The 24,178-nt window shown below is 50.8% G+C and carries 14 protein-coding genes; 2 read left to right on the top strand and 12 right to left on the bottom strand.

Going from position 1 to position 24,178, the window contains the following annotated elements; translation table 11 throughout:
• Positions 1-7: 7 nt before the first annotated feature.
• On the top strand, positions 8-574 hold the full coding sequence (gene xpt / locus Q1Y74_RS07615; RefSeq protein WP_300813509.1) for a xanthine phosphoribosyltransferase: 567 nt from the start codon (positions 8-10) through the stop codon (positions 572-574).
• A gap of 174 nt (positions 575-748) precedes the next feature.
• Complete coding sequence (locus tag Q1Y74_RS07610; RefSeq protein ID WP_300813508.1) at positions 749-1,273, top strand: hypothetical protein; 525 nt, start codon at positions 749-751, stop codon at positions 1,271-1,273.
• 29 nt (positions 1,274-1,302) lie between these two features.
• Here the strand turns inward: Q1Y74_RS07610 and nhaA are convergent, their stop codons facing one another.
• The 12 genes from nhaA to Q1Y74_RS07550 form a co-directional block, all read right to left on the bottom strand.
• The gene (nhaA, locus tag Q1Y74_RS07605; protein ID WP_300813506.1) at positions 1,303-2,631 is read right to left on the bottom strand and encodes a Na+/H+ antiporter NhaA; all 1,329 of its coding nucleotides are present in this window, start codon (positions 2,629-2,631) and stop codon (positions 1,303-1,305) included.
• A 158-nt stretch (positions 2,632-2,789) separates the two neighbouring features.
• Entirely contained in the window at positions 2,790-5,204 is a 2,415-nt protein-coding gene (locus Q1Y74_RS07600) for a glycoside hydrolase family 95 protein (RefSeq protein WP_300813540.1), read from the bottom strand.
• A 26-nt stretch (positions 5,205-5,230) separates the two neighbouring features.
• Positions 5,231-6,865, bottom strand: coding sequence for a glycoside hydrolase (locus Q1Y74_RS07595; RefSeq protein WP_300813504.1), 1,635 nt, complete (start codon positions 6,863-6,865; stop codon positions 5,231-5,233).
• An 18-nt stretch (positions 6,866-6,883) separates the two neighbouring features.
• Positions 6,884-9,211, bottom strand: a complete 2,328-nt coding sequence (locus tag Q1Y74_RS07590; protein WP_300813502.1) for a beta-galactosidase — start codon at positions 9,209-9,211, stop codon at positions 6,884-6,886.
• 8 nt (positions 9,212-9,219) lie between these two features.
• Positions 9,220-12,045: a hypothetical protein gene (locus Q1Y74_RS07585; RefSeq protein WP_300813500.1), complete on the bottom strand. Its 2,826-nt coding sequence runs from the start codon at positions 12,043-12,045 to the stop codon at positions 9,220-9,222.
• 151 nt (positions 12,046-12,196) lie between these two features.
• Positions 12,197-12,550, bottom strand: coding sequence for a DUF4469 domain-containing protein (locus Q1Y74_RS07580; RefSeq protein WP_300813538.1), 354 nt, complete (start codon positions 12,548-12,550; stop codon positions 12,197-12,199).
• Positions 12,551-12,586: 36 nt separating this feature from the next.
• On the bottom strand, positions 12,587-13,048 hold the full coding sequence (locus tag Q1Y74_RS07575; protein WP_300813499.1) for a DNA-binding domain-containing protein: 462 nt from the start codon (positions 13,046-13,048) through the stop codon (positions 12,587-12,589).
• Positions 13,049-13,193: 145 nt separating this feature from the next.
• Complete coding sequence (locus tag Q1Y74_RS07570) at positions 13,194-15,017, bottom strand: IPT/TIG domain-containing protein (protein WP_300813498.1); 1,824 nt, start codon at positions 15,015-15,017, stop codon at positions 13,194-13,196.
• A gap of 36 nt (positions 15,018-15,053) precedes the next feature.
• Positions 15,054-17,006 (bottom strand): RagB/SusD family nutrient uptake outer membrane protein, encoded by a 1,953-nt coding sequence (locus Q1Y74_RS07565; RefSeq protein ID WP_300813497.1) that lies wholly within the window; start codon positions 17,004-17,006, stop codon positions 15,054-15,056.
• A gap of 23 nt (positions 17,007-17,029) precedes the next feature.
• Positions 17,030-20,218: a TonB-dependent receptor gene (locus tag Q1Y74_RS07560; RefSeq protein WP_300813496.1), complete on the bottom strand. Its 3,189-nt coding sequence runs from the start codon at positions 20,216-20,218 to the stop codon at positions 17,030-17,032.
• 86 nt (positions 20,219-20,304) lie between these two features.
• Positions 20,305-20,820: a sigma-70 family RNA polymerase sigma factor gene (locus tag Q1Y74_RS07555; RefSeq protein ID WP_300813494.1), complete on the bottom strand. Its 516-nt coding sequence runs from the start codon at positions 20,818-20,820 to the stop codon at positions 20,305-20,307.
• Positions 20,821-21,300: 480 nt separating this feature from the next.
• A complete protein-coding gene (locus Q1Y74_RS07550; protein ID WP_300813492.1) occupies positions 21,301-24,024 on the bottom strand; it encodes a two-component regulator propeller domain-containing protein in 2,724 nt (907 codons plus the stop codon).
• Between the last annotated feature and the right edge of the window lie 154 nt (positions 24,025-24,178).

The raw sequence follows: 24,178 nt of genomic DNA, 5'->3' as shown, positions 1-24,178 counted from the left end.
AAGAATTATGAAAGTATTGAAAGACCGCATCCTCCGCGACGGACGCTGCTTCCCCGGTGGCATCTTGAAAGTAGACAACTTCATCAACCACCAGATGGACCCCATCCTGATGAAAAGCATCGGCGTGGAATTTGTGCGCCGCTTCGCTTCCACTCCCATCAACAAAGTCATCACCGTAGAGGCCAGCGGCATCGCCCCCGCCATCATGGTGGGGTATCTGCTGGAACTGCCCGTCGTCTTTGCCAAGAAGAAAAAGCCCAGCACCATGGAAAACATGCTGACAACCTCGGTCTTCTCCTTCACCAAACAGCGCACCTATGATGTCTGCGTCAGCCGTGACTTTCTCGGCCCGGGCGACAAGGTATTGTTCATAGACGACTTCCTGGCCAACGGCAACGCGGCCAAGGGCATCATTGACCTGGTGCGCCAGGCAGGCGCCGAACTCATGGGCATGGGCTTCATCATTGAGAAAGCCTTCCAGCACGGCGGCGACGAGCTGCGCTCGGCAGGCATCCATGTGGAAAGCCTGGCCATCATCGAGAGCCTGGACAACTGCGAGATTAAAATCAGGTAAACCCTGAAAATAGTCATTGAGACAAGGGCTTGAATACACACATCCCGATTGTACTGACCGTATGTTTCCTTTCTTTACATTTTGACACTTTGACTTTCCCAATGCGTGAGAATCCGTTTTTTCGACCTTCCGTCCGGTTTGGACGAAAAAACGAAAGAGAAAAGCAGTAACAAGATGTACGACAGAAGGATAGCGAAATCCTTACATTTGAAAGAGAAAAAAAAACAGCTACTGAAAGGAAATTATACCCACTTTACGGCTCCCAAAAGCCACATTGGAGGCTCTAACTACCCTTTTGGGAGACCAAAACATGGCTTTTTAGCACTCCGAACAAGCATTCTGTACGCACCGAACAAGCATTCTGCACACTCCGCACAAGCATTGTGGACAAACAAAGCAAGCATTGTGGATGAACAGAACTTGCTTGGTGGACGTTCCAAATACCTCAAAAGTGCCTTTCCGGTCTCTATTTCGCGTTTTTCGCAGAAAGTCCATGTCAGCAAAACCCTCCTAAATCCGACTTCAAGAAAGTATATTCCAGACATTCCGGACAAATTGAAAGTATGTGCGCAATCTCCTCACCCCTCCCACAATTCTTTAAAGAGGGGTATCATGCAAGGAGGTTGTGTCAAAACAAAAGTATCTGAAGGAGGGAATAGAGAGCATCACTTAGTTTTGCACACCTTCCTGAAGCAGTAATCCATAAGGCTACCATTACCTAAATCAAGTTACAATGTGTCTGAAGCATTTCGAGAAGATAAAAAAATGCGCAATAGGATATAGCCCACTATGCCGGAAAGAACGGTGCCACAAAGCACACCGAATTTCGCCTGATTCAGCAAATCCGGATAATTGGCTGAAAACGAAAGGTTGGCTATGAACAGGGATACCGTGAAGCCTACTCCGCCAAGCATCGACACTCCCGCCAGATTTTTCCAGTCCATCCCGTTCGGCATGGGAGCTAGCCCAATCTTAATAGCCAGCCAGGTAAACAGGTAGATGCCCACAAACTTGCCCAGCAATAGCCCTGAGGCAACTGCCATACTGACATTACCCAAGAGTTCGCCGTTGCCACTGAACACCACGCCGGCGTTGGCAAAGGCAAAGAGAGGAAGAATAATAAAGTTGACCGAAGTGCGCAAGTGGTCCTCTAACGACTGGAGTGGACTGATGACACGGTCTGAGGCGTGTTCCACTTGCTTCAGGGCAGCAATCTGCTCGTTGGTCAGCACGATGTTGTCCGGACTGGAGACGGGAAAAGTACTGATGACGTTGCGGATGCGTCTGATGTACTTGCCGGCATCCAGCCGCGGACGGGCCGGAATGGCAAAAGCCAATATAACACCCGAAATGGTACTGTGAATGCCAGACTGAAGGAACAGATACCAAATGGCGACTCCAAACAGCCAGAAAACGACCTTCTGCACCCTGCCGAAACGTCCCATATAATACAACACGGCATAAAGCACAGCTACCGCAATCAAATAGAAATAAGACACCGTGGAACTATAGAACAAAGCAATGACCAGAATCCCTCCCACATCATCGACCACGGCAAAAGCCGTCAGGAATATCTTCAGGCTCAATGGCACCCGATTACCCAACAAGCTAAGTACCCCCAAAGAGAAAGCAATGTCCGTAGCCATCGGAATAGCCATACCCCTGGCCTCCGGCATATCGGTCTGTACCCAGAAGGAATAGATGATGACAGGCAGAATCATTCCCCCGCACGCGGCAATGAACGGCAGGATGGCTTTGCGGAAAGAGGATAGCTCGCCTACCAGCAGCTCCCGTTTGATTTCAAGTCCCACAGCCAAGAAAAAGAGCGCCATCAGTCCGTCGTTAATGAATTCGATAACCGTCAACGGATGACCGCCATGAGAAAACAGATTGAAATCGCCAATACACAGGTGCAGTTCCTGGGAAAGAAATTGCTGATAAAAAGGAGCCCAAGAAGAGTTGGCCACTATTGCAGCAAAAATGGCCGTTGCAAAAAGCAGAATACTCGCCACAATGTTGCGCGAAGAGATGTCTTTCAGGGTACGCAGAATAATCATTTCTTCTCAATTTAAGGTAAACAACTTGCCCATACCCGATGTCCGAGGAACCCCAAACATTCCCGGGCATACGCCGATTTCTCACTCGATTTACAAATATAGTCTTTTGGCGCTAAAGAATGTCATAAATCAGAAAGAAAATGACCCATAGATGACTCTCACTCTCCCCGGAAGAATTTATACGTTTTCCCTGCCTCCGTTTCTACATCATACTCGTACACACGATGCAAAAGAGGATACTGAAGTTGTAGCGAACCAGCAGACAAAGGTTGTTTGATAGCGGGTACCCGATAATACTCATTCGGATTTTCTCCACTCGCCTTCCTCAGCCCTTTGCCCTTTAGAGGAACATAAGAACGTAAACGGAGAATGCCTCCTAAAACTGAGTGGACAGCAACCTTTTCCAACTGCCCGTTTCCCCACTCCATGCCGACTTCAAACCCGCCTCGTGCTTTCAACCCCTCCACTTTACCCTGTGGCCATACATCCGGCAAAGCCGGCAACAGATGAACTGCCCCGTCATGGCTTTGAAGCAGCATCTCGGCTACTCCGGCCGTATATCCGAAATTGCCGTCAATCTGAAAAGGAGGATGGGCATCAAACAGGTTGGGATAGATGCGCCCCTGGAACAGATTACTGATAATGCGATAGGCGTGATTACCGTCCTGTAGCCGTGCCCAAAGATTGATTTTCCAGCCGATAGACCATCCTGTCGCTTCATCGCCCCGCTGCAGCAATGTATTCTTCACTGCCTGAAACAATGCAGGATGACGATACGGAGAAATCTGATTTCCCGGATAAAGGCCGTAAGCATGGGAAATATGACGATGTTTGTCTGCAGGATTGTCCACATCCTCCAGCCACTCCTGCAACTGATTGTACTTTCCAATCTGCATGGGAGGCAAGCGGTTCAGGGTGGCCATCAACGTATCCTGATATTTTTCATCACCTCCCAGCACGAGGGAAGCCTCTCTTGTATTTGATAACAGTTCAAACACAATCTGATTATCCATCGTGCAACCGGCCACCGTAGAGACAGCGTTATTCTTTTCATCTCCTTCCGGACCGTGTTCCGGCGAACTGGAAGGGCAAGTCACCAGCCAGCCATAACGAGGATGCACCACCAGAAAATCCAGAAAGAAGTCAGAGGCACCCTTCATGATGGGAAATACTTCTTTCAAGAACTCCCTGTCGCCAGTGTACAGATAATGTTGCCATAGATGTTGGCACAACCACGCGCCTCCATTGGGCCACATTCCCCAAAAGGCTTTGTCCACCATTCCCGTACAACGCCATATATCCGTATTATGATGAAGCACCCATCCTCTGCAACCATACATGACGCGGGCGGTTTCCCGACCACTCTCCGACAAATCCTTCAGCATCTGCATCAGTGGCAGATGGCATTCGCTGAGGTTAGCGACCTCGGCTGGCCAATAATTCATCTGCAAATTGATATTGACCGTATATTTGCCATCCCACGGAGCCAACAAATCTTTATTCCAAATACCCTGCAAATTGGCCGGCTGCCCTCCCGGTTGGGAAGACGAAATCAACAGATAACGCCCATACTGAAATAACAGTGTAGCCAACGATGGGTCTTTTCCATCGCCAAACATCCTGATGCGGGTATCGGTCTCCAAGGTATCCCGCCGTGACGTACCCAAATCGAGGCTGACGCGGTCGAACTGTCTGCGATAAGCCGCCACGTGCTTTTCCCTGGCTTCCGAATAAGTCACTTTAAGGGCCGCATCCAAATACTCTGCCGCCCGTTTATGCGCATTTCCGCTTACATTTCTGTAATTGACAAAATTGGTGGCAGCCGAAAGGTAAAGGGTCACTGCGTCAGCCCCTTTTACCCGCAATGTCTGTCCGCCAGCCATCACTTTTCCTCCTTCGTTCACTGCCGCAAGCTGAGTTTCCACCTTGATGGCACCTGCCACCCCTTCATGTTCCTGTCCTGCAGCTGTCAGCACCAGGCGGTTGCTCCACTGTTTCACGCGATGCTCCAAAGGAGACTTGAACGAAGCATCAAAAGAGATGGCTCCCGGTCTGTCTGCCGTCAGCCTTACAATCACCACCTGGTCTGTCAACGAAGTAAAGACTTCCCTGCGATATGTTGTTCCATTCGCTTCATATTGCACCACAGCCACTGCCTTTTCCAAATCCAGTTCCCTGCTATAATGAGATACATTGTCGTGTCCCACGAAATGAAGCATCAGACTCCCTATGGTCTGATAGGGCATTCCATTACGCGGTGTCTCGAAATTCTTTCCTACCAGCTGCTGTGCTTCCCGATAGCGTCCGGCAAAAACCAGTTGCCTGATTTCAGCCAGAGCCTTGCGGGCATTGGGACTGTCATTCCGATGGGGGCCTCCTCCCCACACCGTTTCTTCGTTCAGTTGCAGCTCTTCGTGTTCTGTACCTCCATACATCATTACCCCCAGTCGGGAATTGCCCAAAGGCAATGCCTCCGTCCATTCCGCAGCGGGTCGGCTATACCAAAGTTTCAGATTGCCGGCCCATCCACCGACGGAACAGGCCAGCCACACCATTAATATCCAACGCTTCATCATAAATTCCCAATAAGATGTCTCATTTACAGTTCTTTAATCAGCACACAAGTCCAAGGAGACAATTCACGTTTCAGCGTAAGGGTACCGTCTGCCGCCACCCGCACGACTTCTTTCTGCGTGTCCCATGCCTTTTGCTTCAGATAGGCCGTCTCCTCACGTGTAGGCGAATGCGGAGCACCTATTTCCACATAGTCATCGTAGACATTGCCATGCTCTTTGTCAAGCGTTTCTATCACAAAGGCGCTACCAGGTCTCAGCCCTGTCAATGTAAAGTCCACCTGCTTGGACGATGCTTCCATATAGTTGGAAAAGTTCTTGGCCGAAGGAACCGCTTCCTCATATTCCTTGGGATAATTGAATGCAAGTGCAATCACTTTTCCCGTCTTGGACGAACGGCTCACAAAGAGCGGGTCGGCATAATACAACTTCTCATCTCCCAATTGGTTCAACATTCTATAAGCATGGAACGAAGGCTTCACCAATCCCTGAAAGTTAATCATGCCAAAGCCACCGTGGAAAATACTCTCGCCCCCGCCCTTTTCCTCGAAAATATCGGTAAAGGTCCAATACATCAGCGAATTGACCATACCGATGCAATCCAGATTGCACTTCAGAATGTAAGCGGCAGGTGGCAGGATGTCGTGCATCTTGTCGCGGCTGTTGGGGCTGGTGCTCCACTCCGTCAGGTGTATTTCCGCATTGGGATATTTGCTCTTGGCAAGCTGTGCCTTTATCCAGCTGATGTCGTCGCGGAGAGAATATACATAACGTACAGCATCCTTGCTCTTTCCGCTCTCGGGGTCGAGCGCGTAGTCTGTCGGATACGGATGGGTGGAAATGAAGTCCAAAGGCAGATTCTCCTTCTCGCAATAGTCAATGAAGTCTGCTATCCAAGAACCCTTCCATTGCTGCTTGTTAATCTTGTCCTGAGCATAGAAGCGCGACTTGGTCTGGTCGTACACCTCGCCGTCGTAGCGTGTGTCGGCAATGAAGTTACTCGTGGCTGGTCCGCCCACCTTCAAACGCCCGTCCACCGACTTCACGGCAGCGGCAGATGCCTTATATAGTTTGAAATAGTCGCTCTTGGTGCCGTCAAAGAATCCGGCCTTGGGATTGGTGTTCAGATTAGGCTCGTTCCACACCTCGAAATACCAAGTCAGGACCTCGTCTATGCCATACCGGTCTACGACATGCTGCGTGAAGGCTTTCACCAGGTCGTGCCACTTGCCCAACCGGCTTTCGTCGAAACTCACACGGTTACGATACCACATCTGCATCTTGCTGTTGTCCGCAGCAATTCCTTTGGGAAAGAAAGACAACTCCACGAACGGTTTCACACCCACAGCCAGCATACGGTCGTACACTTCGTCAACATACTGCCAGTTATAGACAGCCCGTCCGTCCGGTTTCTCGAAATAGACAAACATGTCATCGTCAAACAGCCCGTGCATCCTCAAATATTGGAAGCCGCAATGTTCCTTCGACAGTTTCAACTGTTCCACCCAGCTGGTACGCAAACCCTCGTTGGCACGCCCGGCGCAGGTACCTACACTCCAATAATGGGCAAAACGTTCCCCTTTGCCCTTCACATCTACTGTCTGTGCCCACAGACATGAGCCTGCCAGCAGCATAGCTAAACTAATAATCGCTTTCTTCATGTGATATAATTTATAATGTTAATCTTTATTTGTTTCACGCATGGTTGCCCAAATCGCAGGCACAACTACTGCCTTTCGTATATCAGCTTCTCCATCGACAGGCCTCATGCTGACCACTATCCGGTTGGTGCCGCCTCGGTTGAGCCAACACTCAGGCAGGTAATAGCTGTTCTGCGGCCCTGCCTCCCAGCAGCGGCCCAGACAATGGCCGTTCAGGTAAATGAATCCATTGCCACTGTGCTCCATATATAGGTGATAAGGAACATTCACCTCAGGCACGTCAGCCGGCATAGTAAAAGAATACTCATGCCATACCAGCAGTGCGTCATCGGCTGTACCGGTACCTGCCTCATCCCTGTCAGCAGACGCTGTTCCCGAAGAGTATGCCTCTCCTCTTTCCTTTTCCGTGTAAGCATAATAGAGTGTCAGGTCTTTCCCGTTGCAACGCACAAAGTCGGGACCTATGCACCAATAATCTTCCACCACCTTCTTGGTATGGTGGTGCAGTCCCTTGCTTTCAAACAGCATCAGTACCTCCATACGCTTGCCGGAGAGCGAATCGCCGGGCAGTCTGTAAGCAGCACAGGTATCGTTTTCCTGCCACACGGGCAGCAATTGTCCGGCCGCCTTCACCAGCACCTCGTCTTTGTCCGTTCCGTTTATGAGTTTGTCTCCAATTCTGCCCACCTCCAGCAAGCCGCCTTCGGCAGCATGACATCTGTAATATACGAAATGACGGCCGTATATTCCCTCATCGTCCAGATAGTATCCTTTTTTCAGTTTCTTCCACTTTGCCGGTAGCCTGTCCGGCGTTCCTTGCGAGGCCTCCAGCCATATACTGTCCGCTTCCACACAAGGACGGAAACCGGGCTCTGGCAGTTCCGGATACCACTTACCGCTTTGTACGCCGGCGGGCAGATAGCAAACCATCGCCCCGAAAGGCTCCAAGGAGAAATCCAGTGTCACGTCTGCCGTCTTCAAGGTGCCGAAATGGTGCCGGGTATGCTCTTCAGTTCTCACGAAATAATATCTGTCTCCGTTCGCGGCTTTGCGCACAGCCAGCTTCACAGCCTCGTCGGTCGTCGTATAGTCGGTCGGCTCCAGGGAGGCACGGACAATGCGTGTACCATGTTCCTTGACGAATTCTGCCAGTCCCGTCAGCCTCCTGTACCTGTCGTTGAGCGATCCATCCTCGCCGATGGCTGCCGCATAGTCGTACGTGGTCGTCATCTGGCGGGCACCCCAATCGTCGAAATTCGTCCCGCCTACGGCCATATAATAATTGATGCCGCAAAAGCCCCGTTGCAGGGCATAGAGCGTAATGTTCTGTGTCTGCACCGGCAGCAGTCCGTCCTGTTCCCAGCTGAGCTTTCCACCCACTTCGCTCATCCATCCTCCCTGCAGCTCGCCCGACAGTAGAGGTTTGCCCGGCTGGGTCTTGAGCTGTTGGTTTATCAGGCGTCCGAAGCTGCCCTCCACATTCCACTTCGGATAACTGTTTACCATGTCAAGCACTCCGTTCAGGGTTCCACTCCCGGCATTCCGGGCCTCATCCGTCCAGCAAGTGACAATCGGCACTTCTATGCCATGATTGCGCACTATCTGCCAAAGTCCTTCCAGGTATTCTTTCTTGCTCTCTTTGGAAAACCACTTGATGCGGTTGAACTCGTTCTCTATCTGAAACAGAATGACTCCACCGCTTCCTTTCTCCTTACGGGGCAGCTGATGAGGAGCCACCACCCGACACACAGCCTTGTACCAGTGTTCGTTCCAGCGCATAAATTCCTCGTCGGTACTCTGCAACCAGGTCTCATATTTGGGCTTTGCCGGTTTCTTGCGCATGAGCCATTGCGGGAATCCTCCCCCGCTCCACTCCGCACAGATGTAAGGCCCCGGACGGACTATCACATAAAGTCCGAACTCTTCGGCCATCTTCAGAAAATCTTCCAACAGTGTCATGTCGAGACAAGACTCATCACTGACAGACTTCGGCATACGCTGTTCGTGCCAGTTCCAGGGAATATATGTCTCCACGCAATTGAAGCCAGCCTTCTTCAGTTTGCTGAAGCGGTCGGGCCAGAGCGGTTGCGGCACCCGGAAATAATGGAATGCTCCGCTAAACAGAAATACATCCTCACCCTCAATCTGAATGCAGCGATTGTCAAACCGGATGCGGTCGGGGTGCAGAAACACCGAATCGTCCACGGCAGACTGTCCGTCCTCCAGAACAAAAGCATCCGACGAGCGGTCGTTCATCACGGCCAGGTCCGTAATGTTCTGGGCAGACAATAGCAACGGGCTCGCAAGCCCCATCAGTCCCAATTTTATGATTCTTCCGATTCTCATACTCGTATTTACTCTTTTACGACCGTCTGTACAGCCGATGACTTAACGATAATTTCCTGTTCCGAACGACAAGTCAGGACACCATCCTTCCATTCCAGCAGGGCATCAAACGGTTCGTTGTTAGCCGATTTCACTGTCAGGCCCTTCATCCGCAGGGAATGACCGTCCACGATATAGACCGAACTGGGAGTCTCTCCACATACTGTCACAACCGCTAACGTACCCTTGAAACGGATGCCCATATAGTCAGCCTCCGCACGAGGATTGACCGAGTGAATGATGTGGTCGGCGCGGTTGCCCTGCTTATATTCCACCGACAATTTGTCTACCCCCTTCTGCTTCCGGCTTTCCGCCGTATTTACCGAGCTGATCTGCGCCTCGGCGCCGTTACCGTATGGTTCGTACACAGCCACGAAAGGCCGGTTCCATGCCTCACCCTGCTGTCTGACAAGCACTGCCGGAACGGGCAGCTTGCGCAAGGAAGGTTCGTAATAGCGATGGTTGAACAAAGAATTCAGCTGATAAACGGTTCTGTCCTTAGAGGCAGGGACAAACATACGCGTATGAACATCGTCCACGCCCAAGTGGAAATCGGCCTGAAAGCCTTCATCGGCCACTTGCGAAGCCAGTGTGGTAAAATACGCATAACCTTTGCCCGACAACGAATCGAGCAATCCGGCCGACAAGCGCATGAGGTTGCCCGAAGCATCGTACACCTCTGCACCCACGCCCATGTTGTGATAGATGTAGTCGTGATAACGGTCTTCACCGTCCGTCACGTCCGAACGGAAGATGTCTACAAAATATCCGGTCTGCGGCGAGGTGCGCACCAAAAGTACGGCACGGCGTTGCTCCGCACGGATGTCTTTCGTATAGAAGTGATTGGCAACCTCGACAAACTGGTGGTTGGGCGATAGTTCTATCTCCGGTTCACCTCCTTCCACAATCCGCGGTTCGGAGTAAAGAATTTCCAGGTTCTGCGGCATGTTAAGGTCTGCCCCTTCTCCATTGGGTACCACGGTATTGTGTGCAGCCACGTTCATTTTGTATTCATGCGTATCCTTGCTCCAATAATCCTGTCCGATGCCCTGGTCGGGAGCCAGGATATGTCCCCGTCCATACAGCTCCATCGTCAGTCCGTTGGGCTGGCGGTGTCCCATGTCCTTGCCAAACCCTGCCAGCGTAAAGGCCAGGGCATCCTTGCAGTCGTCCGCAACGTTTCTGCCAAACACACACGAGTAGACCGACGAATAGGAAACCCTCGGCAAATGCGGCAGGCCTTCGGTGACCGGGATCTGAGGCAGATAAAAGAACAGGGCATAATAAAATTCATTGCTGAAACTACGTTCCTTGGCATACTTCATCATCGAAGCCCAGTACTCCACTTGTCCGGCCTCCCCCTTTTCGGCACAATAAGCCATCATCAGCTCTAACTGCGCGGTGAACATGGTGGAATAGGAAGCGTCGCCGATGTTGGTGATATATCCGTTAGGAAACATCATCTGAGACATGGCACCAGGTACTTTGCTGAGCAAAGAATCCTGCGACAGCAGGTCAATGCCGTTCTTATAATAGATATAACCGAAGCGGACCAACTGCTCTCCCGACCCCTGCCCGTAGCCTCCGGGAGCTTCAGGCCACAGCCCCGTAACAGGACTGATGTTGGCACGCAGCACGTCCACATAGGCTCCGTGGCTGGGTGTCGTGGGGCCATACACCAGCTTGTTCACGTAGTAAGCACGCCCCTTGCCGTCGCTGTATGTGCTGTCGGCGTCCAACGCCAGCGCATAGAGCATGGCCGACTGTTGCTCGTTCATGTTCCAGTTGCCTTTCAGTCCGCCTCCGCGGTTCAGTTTGTTTTCAATCAGCCGCTTGAACATCACCTCAAAACGTCCCAGCGCCCATTGTTTCCCCTCTGTAAGAAACTGCTCTGAATCGAAATACTCGTCGTGCAGATAATTGTAAATCATGTCGTAGGCCAAAGGCAGCGTTGCAAAGTGGCGTGTGTCGCCCAGCGTCTCGAAAGAGAGATAACCATTGATGCAAACCCCGTCCGAGTGTTCCTCCCAGTCGGGATTCACCTGCTCCTGCTGCGAGGCTCCCCTCACAAAGTTCCACAGGATGTCGGCAGCCAGCTTGGCATAATCCTTGTTCTCCGTAAGGTAATAGAGAATGGACGATTTCCAGGCAAGCTGGATGAAACTCCGGTTCACGGTCTCCGTGCCCAGCCCCGTACGGGTGAAGGGCACCGTGTCGTAAGCAACCGCCTGCCCCATCTGCGACAAGGTCCCTTCCGGCGTCTCCGTCAGTTTCACGATACCCGTCGCCATTCCTTTCGGTTTGGTGAGCGAGCCGTCGCCGTAAGGTATGATTTTGTCCAGCGGAGCCAGAGGTACGGAGTTGCTGGCCGCACGGCCGTAAGTGATGCGCACGGTGGGATATTGCGCATTTCCCTCACGGCGGGTGATGAAGTTGCCCTCCGTGTAGAAGCGCGTATAACGTTTCCCCGGCTCCCAGTGCATCTGCATACGGGATATGACGTAGGAGGGATTTTCACGATGGACAGCCACAATGGGGTCAACCTCCTTCCGCAGATTCTCGAAGAGACTCCTTGCCCAGTCCACGGTATTTATTTTGTCCAGAATGGCGGACCGGTCACTCTCCGTCACAAACACGCGCGGATGGCCGGCTGTACGGAAGTCGGCCTCCCGCACCTGCTGTGCAGAAACGGCCTGACACAGGAAACAGACGGCTCCGTACAACAGCAGACAACGGCCTGACTGCCCCGTAAGGCCATTCATCAGATTTACAAAAGGCTTTGCTTGTTTTTTCATTCGGCTTGCTATGTTTTCTTGGAAAATTATACTCTGCTTATGGTGGTGAAGAGACTTCACCTTATAAGGTGAAACACCGCCACCTCATAAGGTGAAACGCTGTCACCTTACAAGGTGAAACGCCGTCACCTTACAAGGTGAAGGCCTGTCATCAGCCAATCGGGTTGTCATCATCGCCTCCCGTTTCGCCGGAAGGAGGCAGCACGGAGGCCTCGCCCACCACAAAGTAGTCGGCCATGGTCACCGTGCGCGGTTCTTTCAGTTCCTTGCCCGAGGAGCTTAACTGCGTACACAGCGTCACGCTCCACACCGAGCCCTCGGTGGCCGAAGCCGGCATGACGAAACCCACCTGCGAGGCCGTATTGGGATAAAGTTTCGAGGGCGGGAAGAAGAAAGTCTCCTGCGACGAGCCGTCCTGGCGCTTCAGCGTGACGCCCACAGCCGGATCCGAACCGCCCACCTTGATTTTCTTGCCCTTGATGATGCAGTTTTCGCCTCCGGCGATAGGTACACTCTCGCCACGGGTGACGGCTTCGGGATGCTACGCATCCTGCGCGCTGATTACGCCATAAAGCTGAGGGCCGGAAACCGCCTTGAGTATCTCCACGTCGAGTTCGGCGTCGGCCAGCGCCTGCCGCATCTCTTCGCTCATGGAGTAGCTTACCCCCAGCGTGATGCGACTTCGGTCGGGGCTTCCCGTCAGCTCGCTTTCCATCAACACACCGCTGACGGTGGGCCGCAGGTAGCCCAGCGGAGTGCTGACGCTGTAGCCCGACGAGAGGAACCAGTTCATCACCTGCATTGCGCGGCGGACTATACGCTCCACCTCTTCGGCATCTTCCTGACGTGTGCTCAGTGCGGCCACCTCGCGGGCAATGTCCGTCAGCGAGAGGCATTTCTGCAACTTCACGGTCAGGTAATAGTCGTTAGTAACGTCGGTTGTCAGTGTCAAGTCCTGCGCACGCAACGTAAGTTTGGCTTTTTGGGTTGATTCTATTGCCATAGTCTGATTAGTTATTAAAAGGTTTGTAAATGCTGCCTGCCGGAACAGCATGTGTGTGCGGCAGGCAGACTGTCTGTGTGTTAATGATAATAAAGTACAAGGAACGCCTTTCCTCACGGAACAACGCTTGTAGGATTGTTCTCTGTCAAGGTTTCACGATGTCGAACGCTCCAGCCGGATTACCCACGAGGGCCTTGATGTCGTCGAAACGGATGGTGATGTCGGTCTTGTTCGTCACATAGAGTCCGAACTTGCATCCCAGCGCATCGTAGGTGCCGTTATAGCCGGCACACTCCGGATTGGTGCCCGTATCGTCCAAGGTTTCATCGTCTACCCAGTGTGCAAAGCCGAAATCGCAGTTGCCCGAGTCGTAGGTGGGCTCACTTTCGGTCATGCCTTCGCCTACCCATGCCTTCAGATGGCCTTTGTTGTTTCTGCCGGCCTTGAAGTAGACCACGATGGGATACCACTTGTCAGTCTCCAGTTTGCCAAGACTGCCCACGGTAGGATCTATCAGCGCCCTGCGGTGGGACAGTTTCAATTCACCGTTGTCAATGGACACGTGTCCGGCCCAAGAGTTCTTGCAACCCTGATTGAAAATTTGCGCAATGATGATGCCGCTCTCGTCCATGGGGAATTTGCCTTCGGGCAAATAGACCCTGAAGCCATACCACCCTTCTGTGGTAGTCTTGAAGTCGCAGGTCACCTCGCAGCCGCGACGCATACGGCGGTCGTCCTCCAGCAGGGCCTGATAGTTGTAGTAGAATTCCAGACACCGGTCTACAACCTTTATATAGTTGGGCTCCCATGCCCAGGCATCCGTAAAGGGATAGTAGTTCTCACCCGTATTGAAATTGTTCTGATAAATGACATAATCGGCATCCGAACCGTCGGCACCCGGATTGACGGGTGTCTGGTTCTGGTCACTGGAGAGGGTAAGGCCAAGTTCGTGTACGTTGCCCACCCAGGTTCCGCTGTTGTCCTGAAGGAAGGTCAGTTTCAGATAGTATTCCTTGTCGGCTTCCAGATAGAAGGGGCCGTAGGTGGCCTTGCTGTCGTTGGTCCAACTGCCGCCGTTAACCAAATCTTTGGTCAGACGGTCGTCCAGCGCCTGCGTCTTCAGCGTGTTCAGATTATCTCCGATGTTCACGTTCAGGTAACTGCCGTCCTTCGTGGTAGCCGCCATCGTATAGGCATCGAACAGGCCTGTGGCCGGCGATGTAAACTTGAAGATGACGTAAGCCCCATCCTTTGTGCTGTCAATGTTGCCGTCGGCTATGCTCACTGTTCCGTTGCACTCCACATAGTCGGTGAAGACAAAGGTCATATCGCCCACCAACGGAAGCTCAGGTCCCTTCACCTTCTGGTAATCGCCGAAGGAAACGGAAACAGCTCCACCCTTGGCATCTAGTGGCACGTCGACGGTCACTGTGGTCGAAGTAAATTCTTTGGCAACAGCCGTAACCACACCTTCCTCTGCCGCAAACTCTACTGTCACGTCGGCAGCCGTTAGGCCTTTGTCCAGGAAATACTGGAAATTGCGTCCGGTTATCACAATCGTACCGCCGGGGAAAGCGGGACTGGGTGTGATGCCCGTAATCTCAGCACCCGGCACACAGGTAAACCCGGCAGCCGTCTCCACATGGTTCTTCCAAACCCAGAGGGTAATGGGACCGCTTACACCACCGTCGGGTACCCGTACCTGAATCTCGTTGTCCGACCAGCTGACATACTCCGTGGCTTCCACACCGCCGAAGTAGACACGGCCGATGCGTTCCGTCCGTTCGTTGCCGAACTCCGTACCTGTAATGGTCACAACACTGCTCGGCAAACCTTCAGTGGGACTGAAGTCCGTAATGGTTGGAGCCGGATACTTCTGCACGTTCTCTTCTTCGTCGGTGCAGGATGCGCCAGCAAAGCCCATCAGGGTCAGCAAAGTGCAGATGATGATATGATGATATGTTTTCATGTCTTTGAATATAATATTAGGTTAGACTCTTCTGATTTACCATTCGGGATTCTGCAGCAGTTGCGGGTTGAGCTGAATCTCGTCGGTAGGAATGGGTTGCAGATAGTTTTTCTTGGCAAACCGACGGTTGGCCTTCTTTTCGGCAATCAGGCAGCCGGGTTGTGTCGGAGTATAGGCGGGATCTTCGTAAGTGATGGTCTCTGTCTCAATATTGTCCGACCATACGGAGGGGTCATACACTGCCTGGTTGGTAACGGGATTCTTCAAGTCGGCCAGATAGGTATCTTCGCCGCCATAGGACACATAGACACCGCAACGCTCGGTTCCGAACACCTGTTCGGCAATGCCCCAGCGGCAAACGTCGGCAACACGGAAACCTTCACCATAAAGTTCGAGAGCACGCTCGCGACGGATTTCACCCAAATAGCTCATGTCGCAACCCAAAGCCTTGGCTTGAGCTATCAGCGCCGCATTCAGCGGAGCCACACCGCCACGGGCACGAACCAGGTTGAGCGACTTGTCAAGGTCGGCATCCGAAATCTGGCCATTACCCAGTTCACAAGTGGCCTCTGCGTAAATCAGATACATTTCCGCCAGACGGATGTGCATGCAGTCCATGGCTTCCTGACCTTCGGATGTCACCGTAGACAGCTCGGTGCAGAACTTACGTCCACGGGTGCCCACCGAAGAGTTGGAAAGCAGGTTCGGACAGTATTGATATTGGTTGGCCGACAGGGAAGTGAGGTCTGTCAGATAGTCAGCTCCTGTTCCGTATTTACCCCAACCCCAGACGTAGTCCAACGCTTTGGGATGGCAGGCCAACAGACGGTAGTCGCGGTTCTCGAATTCTGCATTCAGTTCCTTGTAGCCCTTGAACAGCGGCGAAACGTGTATGGGAAGACCGTCTGTACACAGATACATGTCTATCAGCTTGCGGGTCATCTTGGCCGGCTCGGTATGTGTCAGGTTCATATTGCTCTTTCTGTTCGTATGGTCATAGACCGAACGGAAGATGGCTTCCTTGTTGTCTGCCTTGCTCAAGCCCGCCGGATTAGAATCGCTGCCTTCCAGGTTGAACAGATAGAAATAACTCTTATGGGCATAAAGGTCGGGGTTGGCCGAAGCGGGAGCCTGTTCAACACCTTCAAACAACTCAAAAGTACCACTGCTGATAATCTCGTCCGAAAGATTCTTGGCCATGGTCAGGAAATCTGTTACCGAAGGATAACCGTCTGGCATGGCCGTTCCGGCACCGCTGTTCACACCGTCACCGTTCGTCGGGTCAGCCGAACCAATGCCGTTGTACTTCTCCCAGGTTCCTTCGTAGAGGCACACGCGGGCCTTGAATGCCTTGGCCGCCTCCAGCGTCACATGACCATCGTTGTTGGTCGTGGCTACAGTGGTATTGCCAAGCTTGGCTATGGCCGTATCCAAATCGTCCAGAATAGCCTTGACCACCTCGTAACGGGAATTGCGGGGCCCCCAGACGATATCCGAGTTGACATCCGGCGTGTAAAGCATCAGAGGTACTCCGCCAAAGCGCTGGAGCAGGAAGAAGTGATGCCATGCACGGAAAAAATGTGCCTGCCCAACAGGACCTGCGATTTCGTCCGGATTGGCATATTCATTGCCTTTCTCAATCAACTGATTGCAACTGCGCAACCAAGTATATTCCTGAGAATAATAAGGGTCGGTAGTTCCAGGAGCATTGGTCCCGCTCACTGCTGAATTGGCAGTAACGACCAAATCCGTACCATAGTCGAAACGGATGGCATAAGTGTTGTTGGCACTGGCATTGCTGCTATTGGCCTGCCAGGCATAGATGTTGGTATGCAAGTTGTCGGCAGCAGCCTGAAACTGCTCCAAGGTCTGAAAATAGACTGCCTCGGTCTCAGAATCCAACGGCTCCAGATTCAGAAAATCGTCTATACAGCTTGCGTTCACCAATGAAGCCACCAATAAGGCATATAAGAATTTATTTGTTTTCATATCCGTATAAAGTTTGTCAGGTTTTAAAAAGTTAAGTCAATGCCGAATGATACGGTACGTGCGTAGCAGTCAATCTTACCTTGGCCGGTAGACGCTTGTGCTTCGGGGTCGAAACTGTCGTCCACGTGCGTCAGTTCCCACAAGTTATCGGCAGAAAGATACAGTCGCAGATTTTCCACGCCAATCTTCTTCATCCAAGTCTTGGGCAGAGTGTAGCCAATCACGATATTCTTCAGACGGGCATACCACACGTCCATCACATTGATGTCATTGTACTGGCTGTAATTCCAGTTGTTTACCGAACCGTCAAATGAAAGTATCGGGAAACGGGCATTGGTATTTTCTTCAGTCCAGGTCTCATAGAGATAGGTCTTGTTTTGGTTCATCCACCAGCTTACGAACGGACCGCGCAGATTGCCTTCACGAACCAGGTTCTGCTGCCCTACGCCCTGAATGAATGCAGAGAAGTCAAATCCCTTGTAACGCGCTCCCAGATTGATACCGAACTGGAAATGAGGATTTGCATCGCCATAGTAATAAAGGTCATCCGTGGTAATGGCACCGTCTCCATCCAAGTCTACCTTACGTACACATCCCGGACGCAACTGGCTGTTGGTGTTTTCGGTCGGAGCCAGCGTACCGTTACCGTTGATGGCCTGATAGTATTCTGCCACTTCGGCTTCGCTTTGCAGGTAACCGTCAGTCTTGAAAACATAAATTGAATTAATGGGCTTACCCTCCACGATGGCATTCTTTCCATAGGTAATGGCTGCTGCACCTTCATAGTTCGTCACCTCTGTACGTGCATCGGACAGACTGAAGCCTACGTTGTAGCTGAAGTCCTGACCAATGCGGTCGTTCCAGTTCAACGACAGTTCCCAACCATTGGCCCGATAACCGCCCGAATTGGTTTTGGGAGCCGTGGCACCCAACACTTGCGGATAGGTCACGGAAATAAGCATGTCATTGTTCTTGCGGATATAGTATTCGAAAGTACCGCTAAGGCGGTTGTTCAGTACGGCAAAGTCCACACCAAAGTTAGTAGTAGCCACCCGTTCCCAAGTCCTGTCCTTCGAAGTCATGCTCGAAATCCAGGCCGTATTCACCTTGGTACCGTCATAACCGAAGATGGTAGTCCCCTTGCTGATGGTGGAATAATAGTCGTAGTTCCCAATTCCACCCTGCGAACCGGTTTCACCATACGAAGCGCGCAGCTTCAAATTGTTGAAAATGTTCCAGTTCTTCACAAATTCAAATTCCGAAAAACGTACACCGGCTGAAATGCCGTAGAAATTGGCCCAACGGTTGTCTGCCGAGAACTTGGAGGAACCATCACGACGGAACAACCCTTCCAACAGATAGATGCCCCGATAGTCGTAGTTCAAACGGCCAATCCAGGAAATCATACCTACTTCGTTGCTGCCACCGGTGGCCTGTGCCGTAGTGACGTCGCCCAAGTTGATGTCATCCAGGGCATCATTGGTCATGCCGCTACGATATTGGTAGAACTTCTGGTACGAAGTTTTTTCGCCGGTCAGACCTGCCATCAAGGCAATGTTGTGGTCGCCGAACGAACGGTTGTAGTTCAGCAGGGCGTTGTACGTCTGATAGAAGCTCTCTTCCAACGTGTTCTTGACCCAGCAGTTTTCATCGGAAGTCTCAGACCATACCGAACCGCTGCCTTGCGAATAGTCGGGATAGCCGTCGATGGAAGTTGTTTCACCTGCCCAGTCGTAAAGGGTGACGTGAGTCTGGCGCTCAATCAGCTTGTGATGACGGATGCGGAAGTTGGCCGAAGTCTGGAAAGACAGTCCTTTCACAAACTTATTCAGGTCCAAAGTCAGTTTTCCGCCCAATCTCATGATTTCTTCCGTATTGTTGTTACGCCCGCCTTCTATCAGTTTTGCCAATACGTTGTTTCCACCGAATGTATCGTAGAACTGTCCGTATTCGTTGTACATGGGGAAGATGTACATATCCTGCAAGCCCTGCCCTATACCCTGCTGGGGACTGCTGGTATGACGTTTGTCGTAAGACACATTGAACTCAGTCTTCACCATGTCATTGAACTGATAGTCCAGATTGGTACGGAAGTTGTACTTCTTCTGGCCGTCGTACACCACATCAATCAAAGAACGGTCATTGGAATAGCCCAACGAGGTCATCACTTTCAACTTGTCGTTACCACCACTCACCATCACGTTGTGCGACTGTCCCCAGGTGGTTCCGTAAATGGCATCAAACTGGTCGGCGTAAGGGTCAAGAATGCGATAAGTACCGTTCACCATCCCTTCAACATATTCGCCGTTGGCAAGTGCCTCCCATACTTCCTGGGGATAGCCCAACTTCCAGCCATACGTGTGGTCTGCACCGTATGTGTAGTCATTCATCACAGCCAGATTATGCATCTGCGCCCATTCCTGTCCGTTGGCCACCGGATAGCGCTCACCCACGACATTGGCATGTACACTGCCTGAATAGGTCACCTTCAGTTTGCCTTCCTTGCCCCGCTTGGTCGTCACCAGAATCACACCTCCGGCAGCCTTGGTTCCGTAAATGGCTGCCGAGGCATCTTTCAAAACAGAAATGCTCTCCACATCGTTCGGGTTGATTTGTGAAAGTTCCCATTCGTATGCTTCCACACCATCGATGATAATCATGGGACTGTTTGCTTCATCGTTTACCGAGATACCGCCACGAAGGGTAATATTGGTTCCCTCGTTACCGGGACGTGAAGAGGTACGGGTAATGGTAAGTCCGGGAATGGTTCCCTGCAAGGCCGATGCCATACTCTGAGTTGCCTTTCCGGACAAGACTTCCTCTCCTCGCACCTGGGTGACCGAACCGGACAATGTTTCCTTCTTCTGTACACCATAACCCACTACCACCACTTCATCCAGCAGTTCGGCATCTTCTTTCATGACAATCTTCAGCACCTTTCCCGGAACCACCGTTATTTCTTGGGTCTGATAGCCCACATACGAAACGAGCAGCGTTCCGCCTGTAACTCCCTCAAGTACGAAGTTACCGTTGATGTCCGTAATCACTCCGTTTGTTGTTCCTTTCAGCAATACGCTTGCGCCAATCACCGATTCTCCGTTTTCGTCTACCACCTGCCCCTTCACCGTACCGGTCTGAGTCACCGTCAATACCTCCTGTGACCTTGAAAAAGCAAGTTGCGGACTGCCGGCCAGCAAGGCTGAAGCCATCATCGCAGAAAAAAGAATCTTTCTTGATCTGCATGTACAGAATTCATTTTTCATAACTTGTAAATTTTAAAATTAACATTATAGATGATTTATATACATTGTCGGATATATGCCCGCACATCCTTACGCCCCAAAGACAGGTGATTCTCGACCGTACGGCAGGAAAGATGAAGCTGTTGGGAGATTTCGGAAACCGTTTTCCCGGCATATCGGGTCATTTGATAGATTTTACGCCGCTGTTCCGGCAAACGGGCTACGATATGTCGTTCGCAAAGCGAGAGGTCATGAGCCGCTATCTGTTCTTCAGTGACGTTGGAAATACCGCTTTCCAGCCTGCACATCTCGGTCCCCACTTCGGTTTTCTTATACAAGTGGCGCAGATAGTCGTAAACCAGGTTTCGGGCAACGGTCATAATGAACGGTTTCACAGTATCAGGACGAAGCATCTTCCGGCATTCCAATAAACGGGTAAAGACGTCATGAACCAAATCTTCCGCATCCTCTCTGTTCCCTATCTTATAATAAATAAAGAGATAAACCGGATTTCGGAATTCGCGGTATGCCTGTTCCACCAATCGTACACTATTTACATCCATGTCTTTCATATTGTATCCATGTCTTTCATTTAGGACTTCGGGTTAAAATCACAATACAAAGATATGGATTGGCAAGTAAAAAAATTAATAACCGAAGGCTTCATATATATCACCCACTTGTAGCATACAAAATCAGAGATAACACACACGTTATCAGTACTATACGCAAGTACCGACAAGAGTCTCAATTAATTATTTGGGACTCTGGAAGTGTTTTCAGGGACTATTTTACTTGAGTTTCGGTTTTACCCAAACTTGCAGAAGTCAAAGGGAGTTATCGCCCGTCTTGGACGGGCAGAGAGGTTAAAGCCAATAGCTTTGTTTATGCCTAAATCCCATTTATCGAGCTATCGGCTTAACTCCTATAAGAAAGTTTAGTCTATATTGCCCCCTGTTGATGTCTTGCTTTCGAATACTTGCGATACGGCTTGATGGACACTTGTTCGGTTCGCACTCAACACTTACATGAAACACGACGTATGCTTGGCATCAAAGATTTTTAATGTATTCGTTGGGGGTCATTCCGGAGGTCTTCTTAAAATAACGGAAAAAGGAAGCACGCGATACGAAACCGCATTTCTCTATCAACGTATTCAGAGTGTACAGCTTGTGTTCACCCTGATTCACCAGATACTTGAACTCGGCAATACGGTAATCGTTGACATAATCGTAGAAAGTTCGCTTCAGATATTGATTGAACAGATAGGACAGCTTATAGGCAGGCACATCGAGCATTTCCGCCAAATCTACAATTTTCAATTTGGGATTGATGTAAGGTTTGTCTTTACGCATAATATTTTTAAGACGTTCGGTCAGGTCACGGCAATCTTCCACAGTCATGTTGCACGACTTGTATTTGTCATCGGGCAACGTGCAGCCTTCTTCCTGCAGGGTTTCATCTATAGCCTCTTCAGAAAGGGAAAGCAGCCGGGAAACAACCGGAACGCGTTTTTTCCTCCAACGATAGAAGAGGAATCCTGACACGAACGCAAGCACCCCACCCATCCCCAGCATGTATGGCCACAATCCGCCGGGTATGTAAAACTGCATGGCAATTTCTGACTCCGGATTTCCGGCACGCCGTAACCAAAGGCGATGTCTGCCGGACGACCAGTTGTAAAACGAAAGTTCGGACTTACCCGACAAAACAGTCCAACCAGCCTTCTGGTTGTCCAGCTTATATTCATAGGACATGTATTGGGGATCGGTATATGAGAAATCAGAAAAGCGCAACGTAACCATTCCTTCATAGGAATCCAGATTAAATTCACTCTCATGCTGACAGGGAAGGGACACATTGTCCACCCATAGTTCCGTCAGTTGCAACGGATATGGGTTTATCTCCGCCTCTTCCATTCGACCGATGTCTGTACAAAAAAGCCCGCGGACACAGCCGAACCACAACACGCCGTCGGCGTCAGCTTTCGGAGTACAATTCAAAAAGATGGAAGAGGGAACACCATCAGCAAAATTGAAAGACACCCATGTGTCTTTCTTATCATAACGGAACAGACCGTCGTTAGTGCCTATCCAAAGCCAATGTCCGCTGTCCTCAATCATAAACTGCAGGTTTCTTCCGTCCAACGGAGTTTGGGCCATTTCTCCAAAACGGGTCAGTGTAAGATTGGAAACGAACAGGTCTCCCTTGTCCGGCAGAAAATACAGACGTTGGTCGGAATCCTCGTAAATGTATCTAATCAGCTTGTGATGAATGAAGTTCTCGGGAAAGCGGTCTGTTATCAGTCTGTCTTCCGAATTGGATATGACAGCCATACCGCCATCCGCACAAATCCATCCACGGCGGGTAGAGTCAAAGAAGATGCGATAGACGTTGCCTATCGGCAATCTGGAGTTCTTTGCCGTATAATGCAAAACCTGCTTGCCGTTCTTATAACAGAATACACCGTCCGATGTACCAATCCATAGGTTGTTGTCGTAATCGGAAGTGATGCAAAACACTTGACCGTCCACAAAGGGAGGCTCTTGCGCAAAGTCGGTAAGGGAAACAGTAAGAGGGTCGAATACATACATACCGCCACCCAATGTGCCTACATAGTATTTCCTCTGAAAAGCATAACTGCACATGACCAACTGAGAACGCAACTGAGGAACGGCCCAACGCCGAAAGATGCCCCTCTTTTCATCAATGTAGAACAGCCCGTCACGAGTACCTATCAGTTTGTCCGACTGTCCGACTTCAATGGTACGAATTGCCTGATATTTCAGTTCGGAATTGCCGAAAGGCTGGTAAACAGAAAACAGGTTACGCTGGTAGAGAGTATAGTCCAGCCCCATTTGGAATAAGCCGACCCATACGATGCCATCCCGGTCTACTAACAGCGAATATACCGAATTGGAACGGATGCCATCCGGGTTGTCCGGATGGTGACGGAAGGCCTTGACAACACTGTGTCTGGCTACATCGATAAAATACACACCGTTACCGTTCGTGCCCACATAGAGCATCCCGGCATCGCGGTCAACGGACATAGCAGTCACGTGTCCCAAATCCATGAAAGAAGCAAAGGTACCGGTGGCCATATCAAAAGTTACAATGCCATTGTTGTCCGTACCCAAATAAAGAGTATTGCCCAACCTGCAGACTGCGCCGCAAGAGTTGTCTGACAAAGGCGACGAATAGTGACGGGGCTTTCGCTCCGCCAACGACAGACTGTACAAGCCGGCACGGGTGGCCAGCCAAATCTGACCCTTGTCATCCAACTCCATACCTTGCACGGCATTGGCAGGAGCAAATACATTAGGATCAAGCAAGACCTGCTCGGCATCCGATCCGTCATAAACATAAAGCCCTGCCTGAGTACCTATATATAAGGTGTCTTGACAGCCACGCAACAGCGCATATACCTTAGTCTTGATTTTATCCGGAAGCACCCGTTCCAGCCTATCACCAGATACTTTCCAAAGTCCGGCATTATTGCCAATCCAAACCTCATCATCGGACATACCGGCTATGACGTTCACCTCTTTAGCCTTCTCATTTTCGACCGGAATGGAATAATGTTTGAAACGGATTCCATCGAAACGTTCCACCGAACTGCTGGTACCTACCCACACATAACCGGCCGAATCTTTGTAGAGAGCATTGACCACGAGGTCAGGCAACCCTTCCTTGACAGACAAGCCACGAAAAGTCTGTGAAAAGCAATTGGCACAAACCGTAAGCAAAAAAAGCAGAATATAGCAGTTTCTCATAGCAATCCATTCCTAAAACTTTCCACAAAAGTAATCAAAATATGATAGAAACATCCTATTGACGAAATTAAAAACCAAAAAGGTCTACAAAACTACAGGTATCTGTCAGGAAATGTCATACAGAGAGAATCAGAGAAAAGAACATAAAGATTTT

Origin of the sequence: uncultured Bacteroides sp. (genome assembly GCF_949298305.1) — a bacterium.
Classification (GTDB): Bacteria; Bacteroidota; Bacteroidia; order Bacteroidales; family Bacteroidaceae; genus Bacteroides.
Note: the sequence above shows the minus strand (reverse complement) of the source record. Positions and strands in the feature narration are given on the sequence as shown.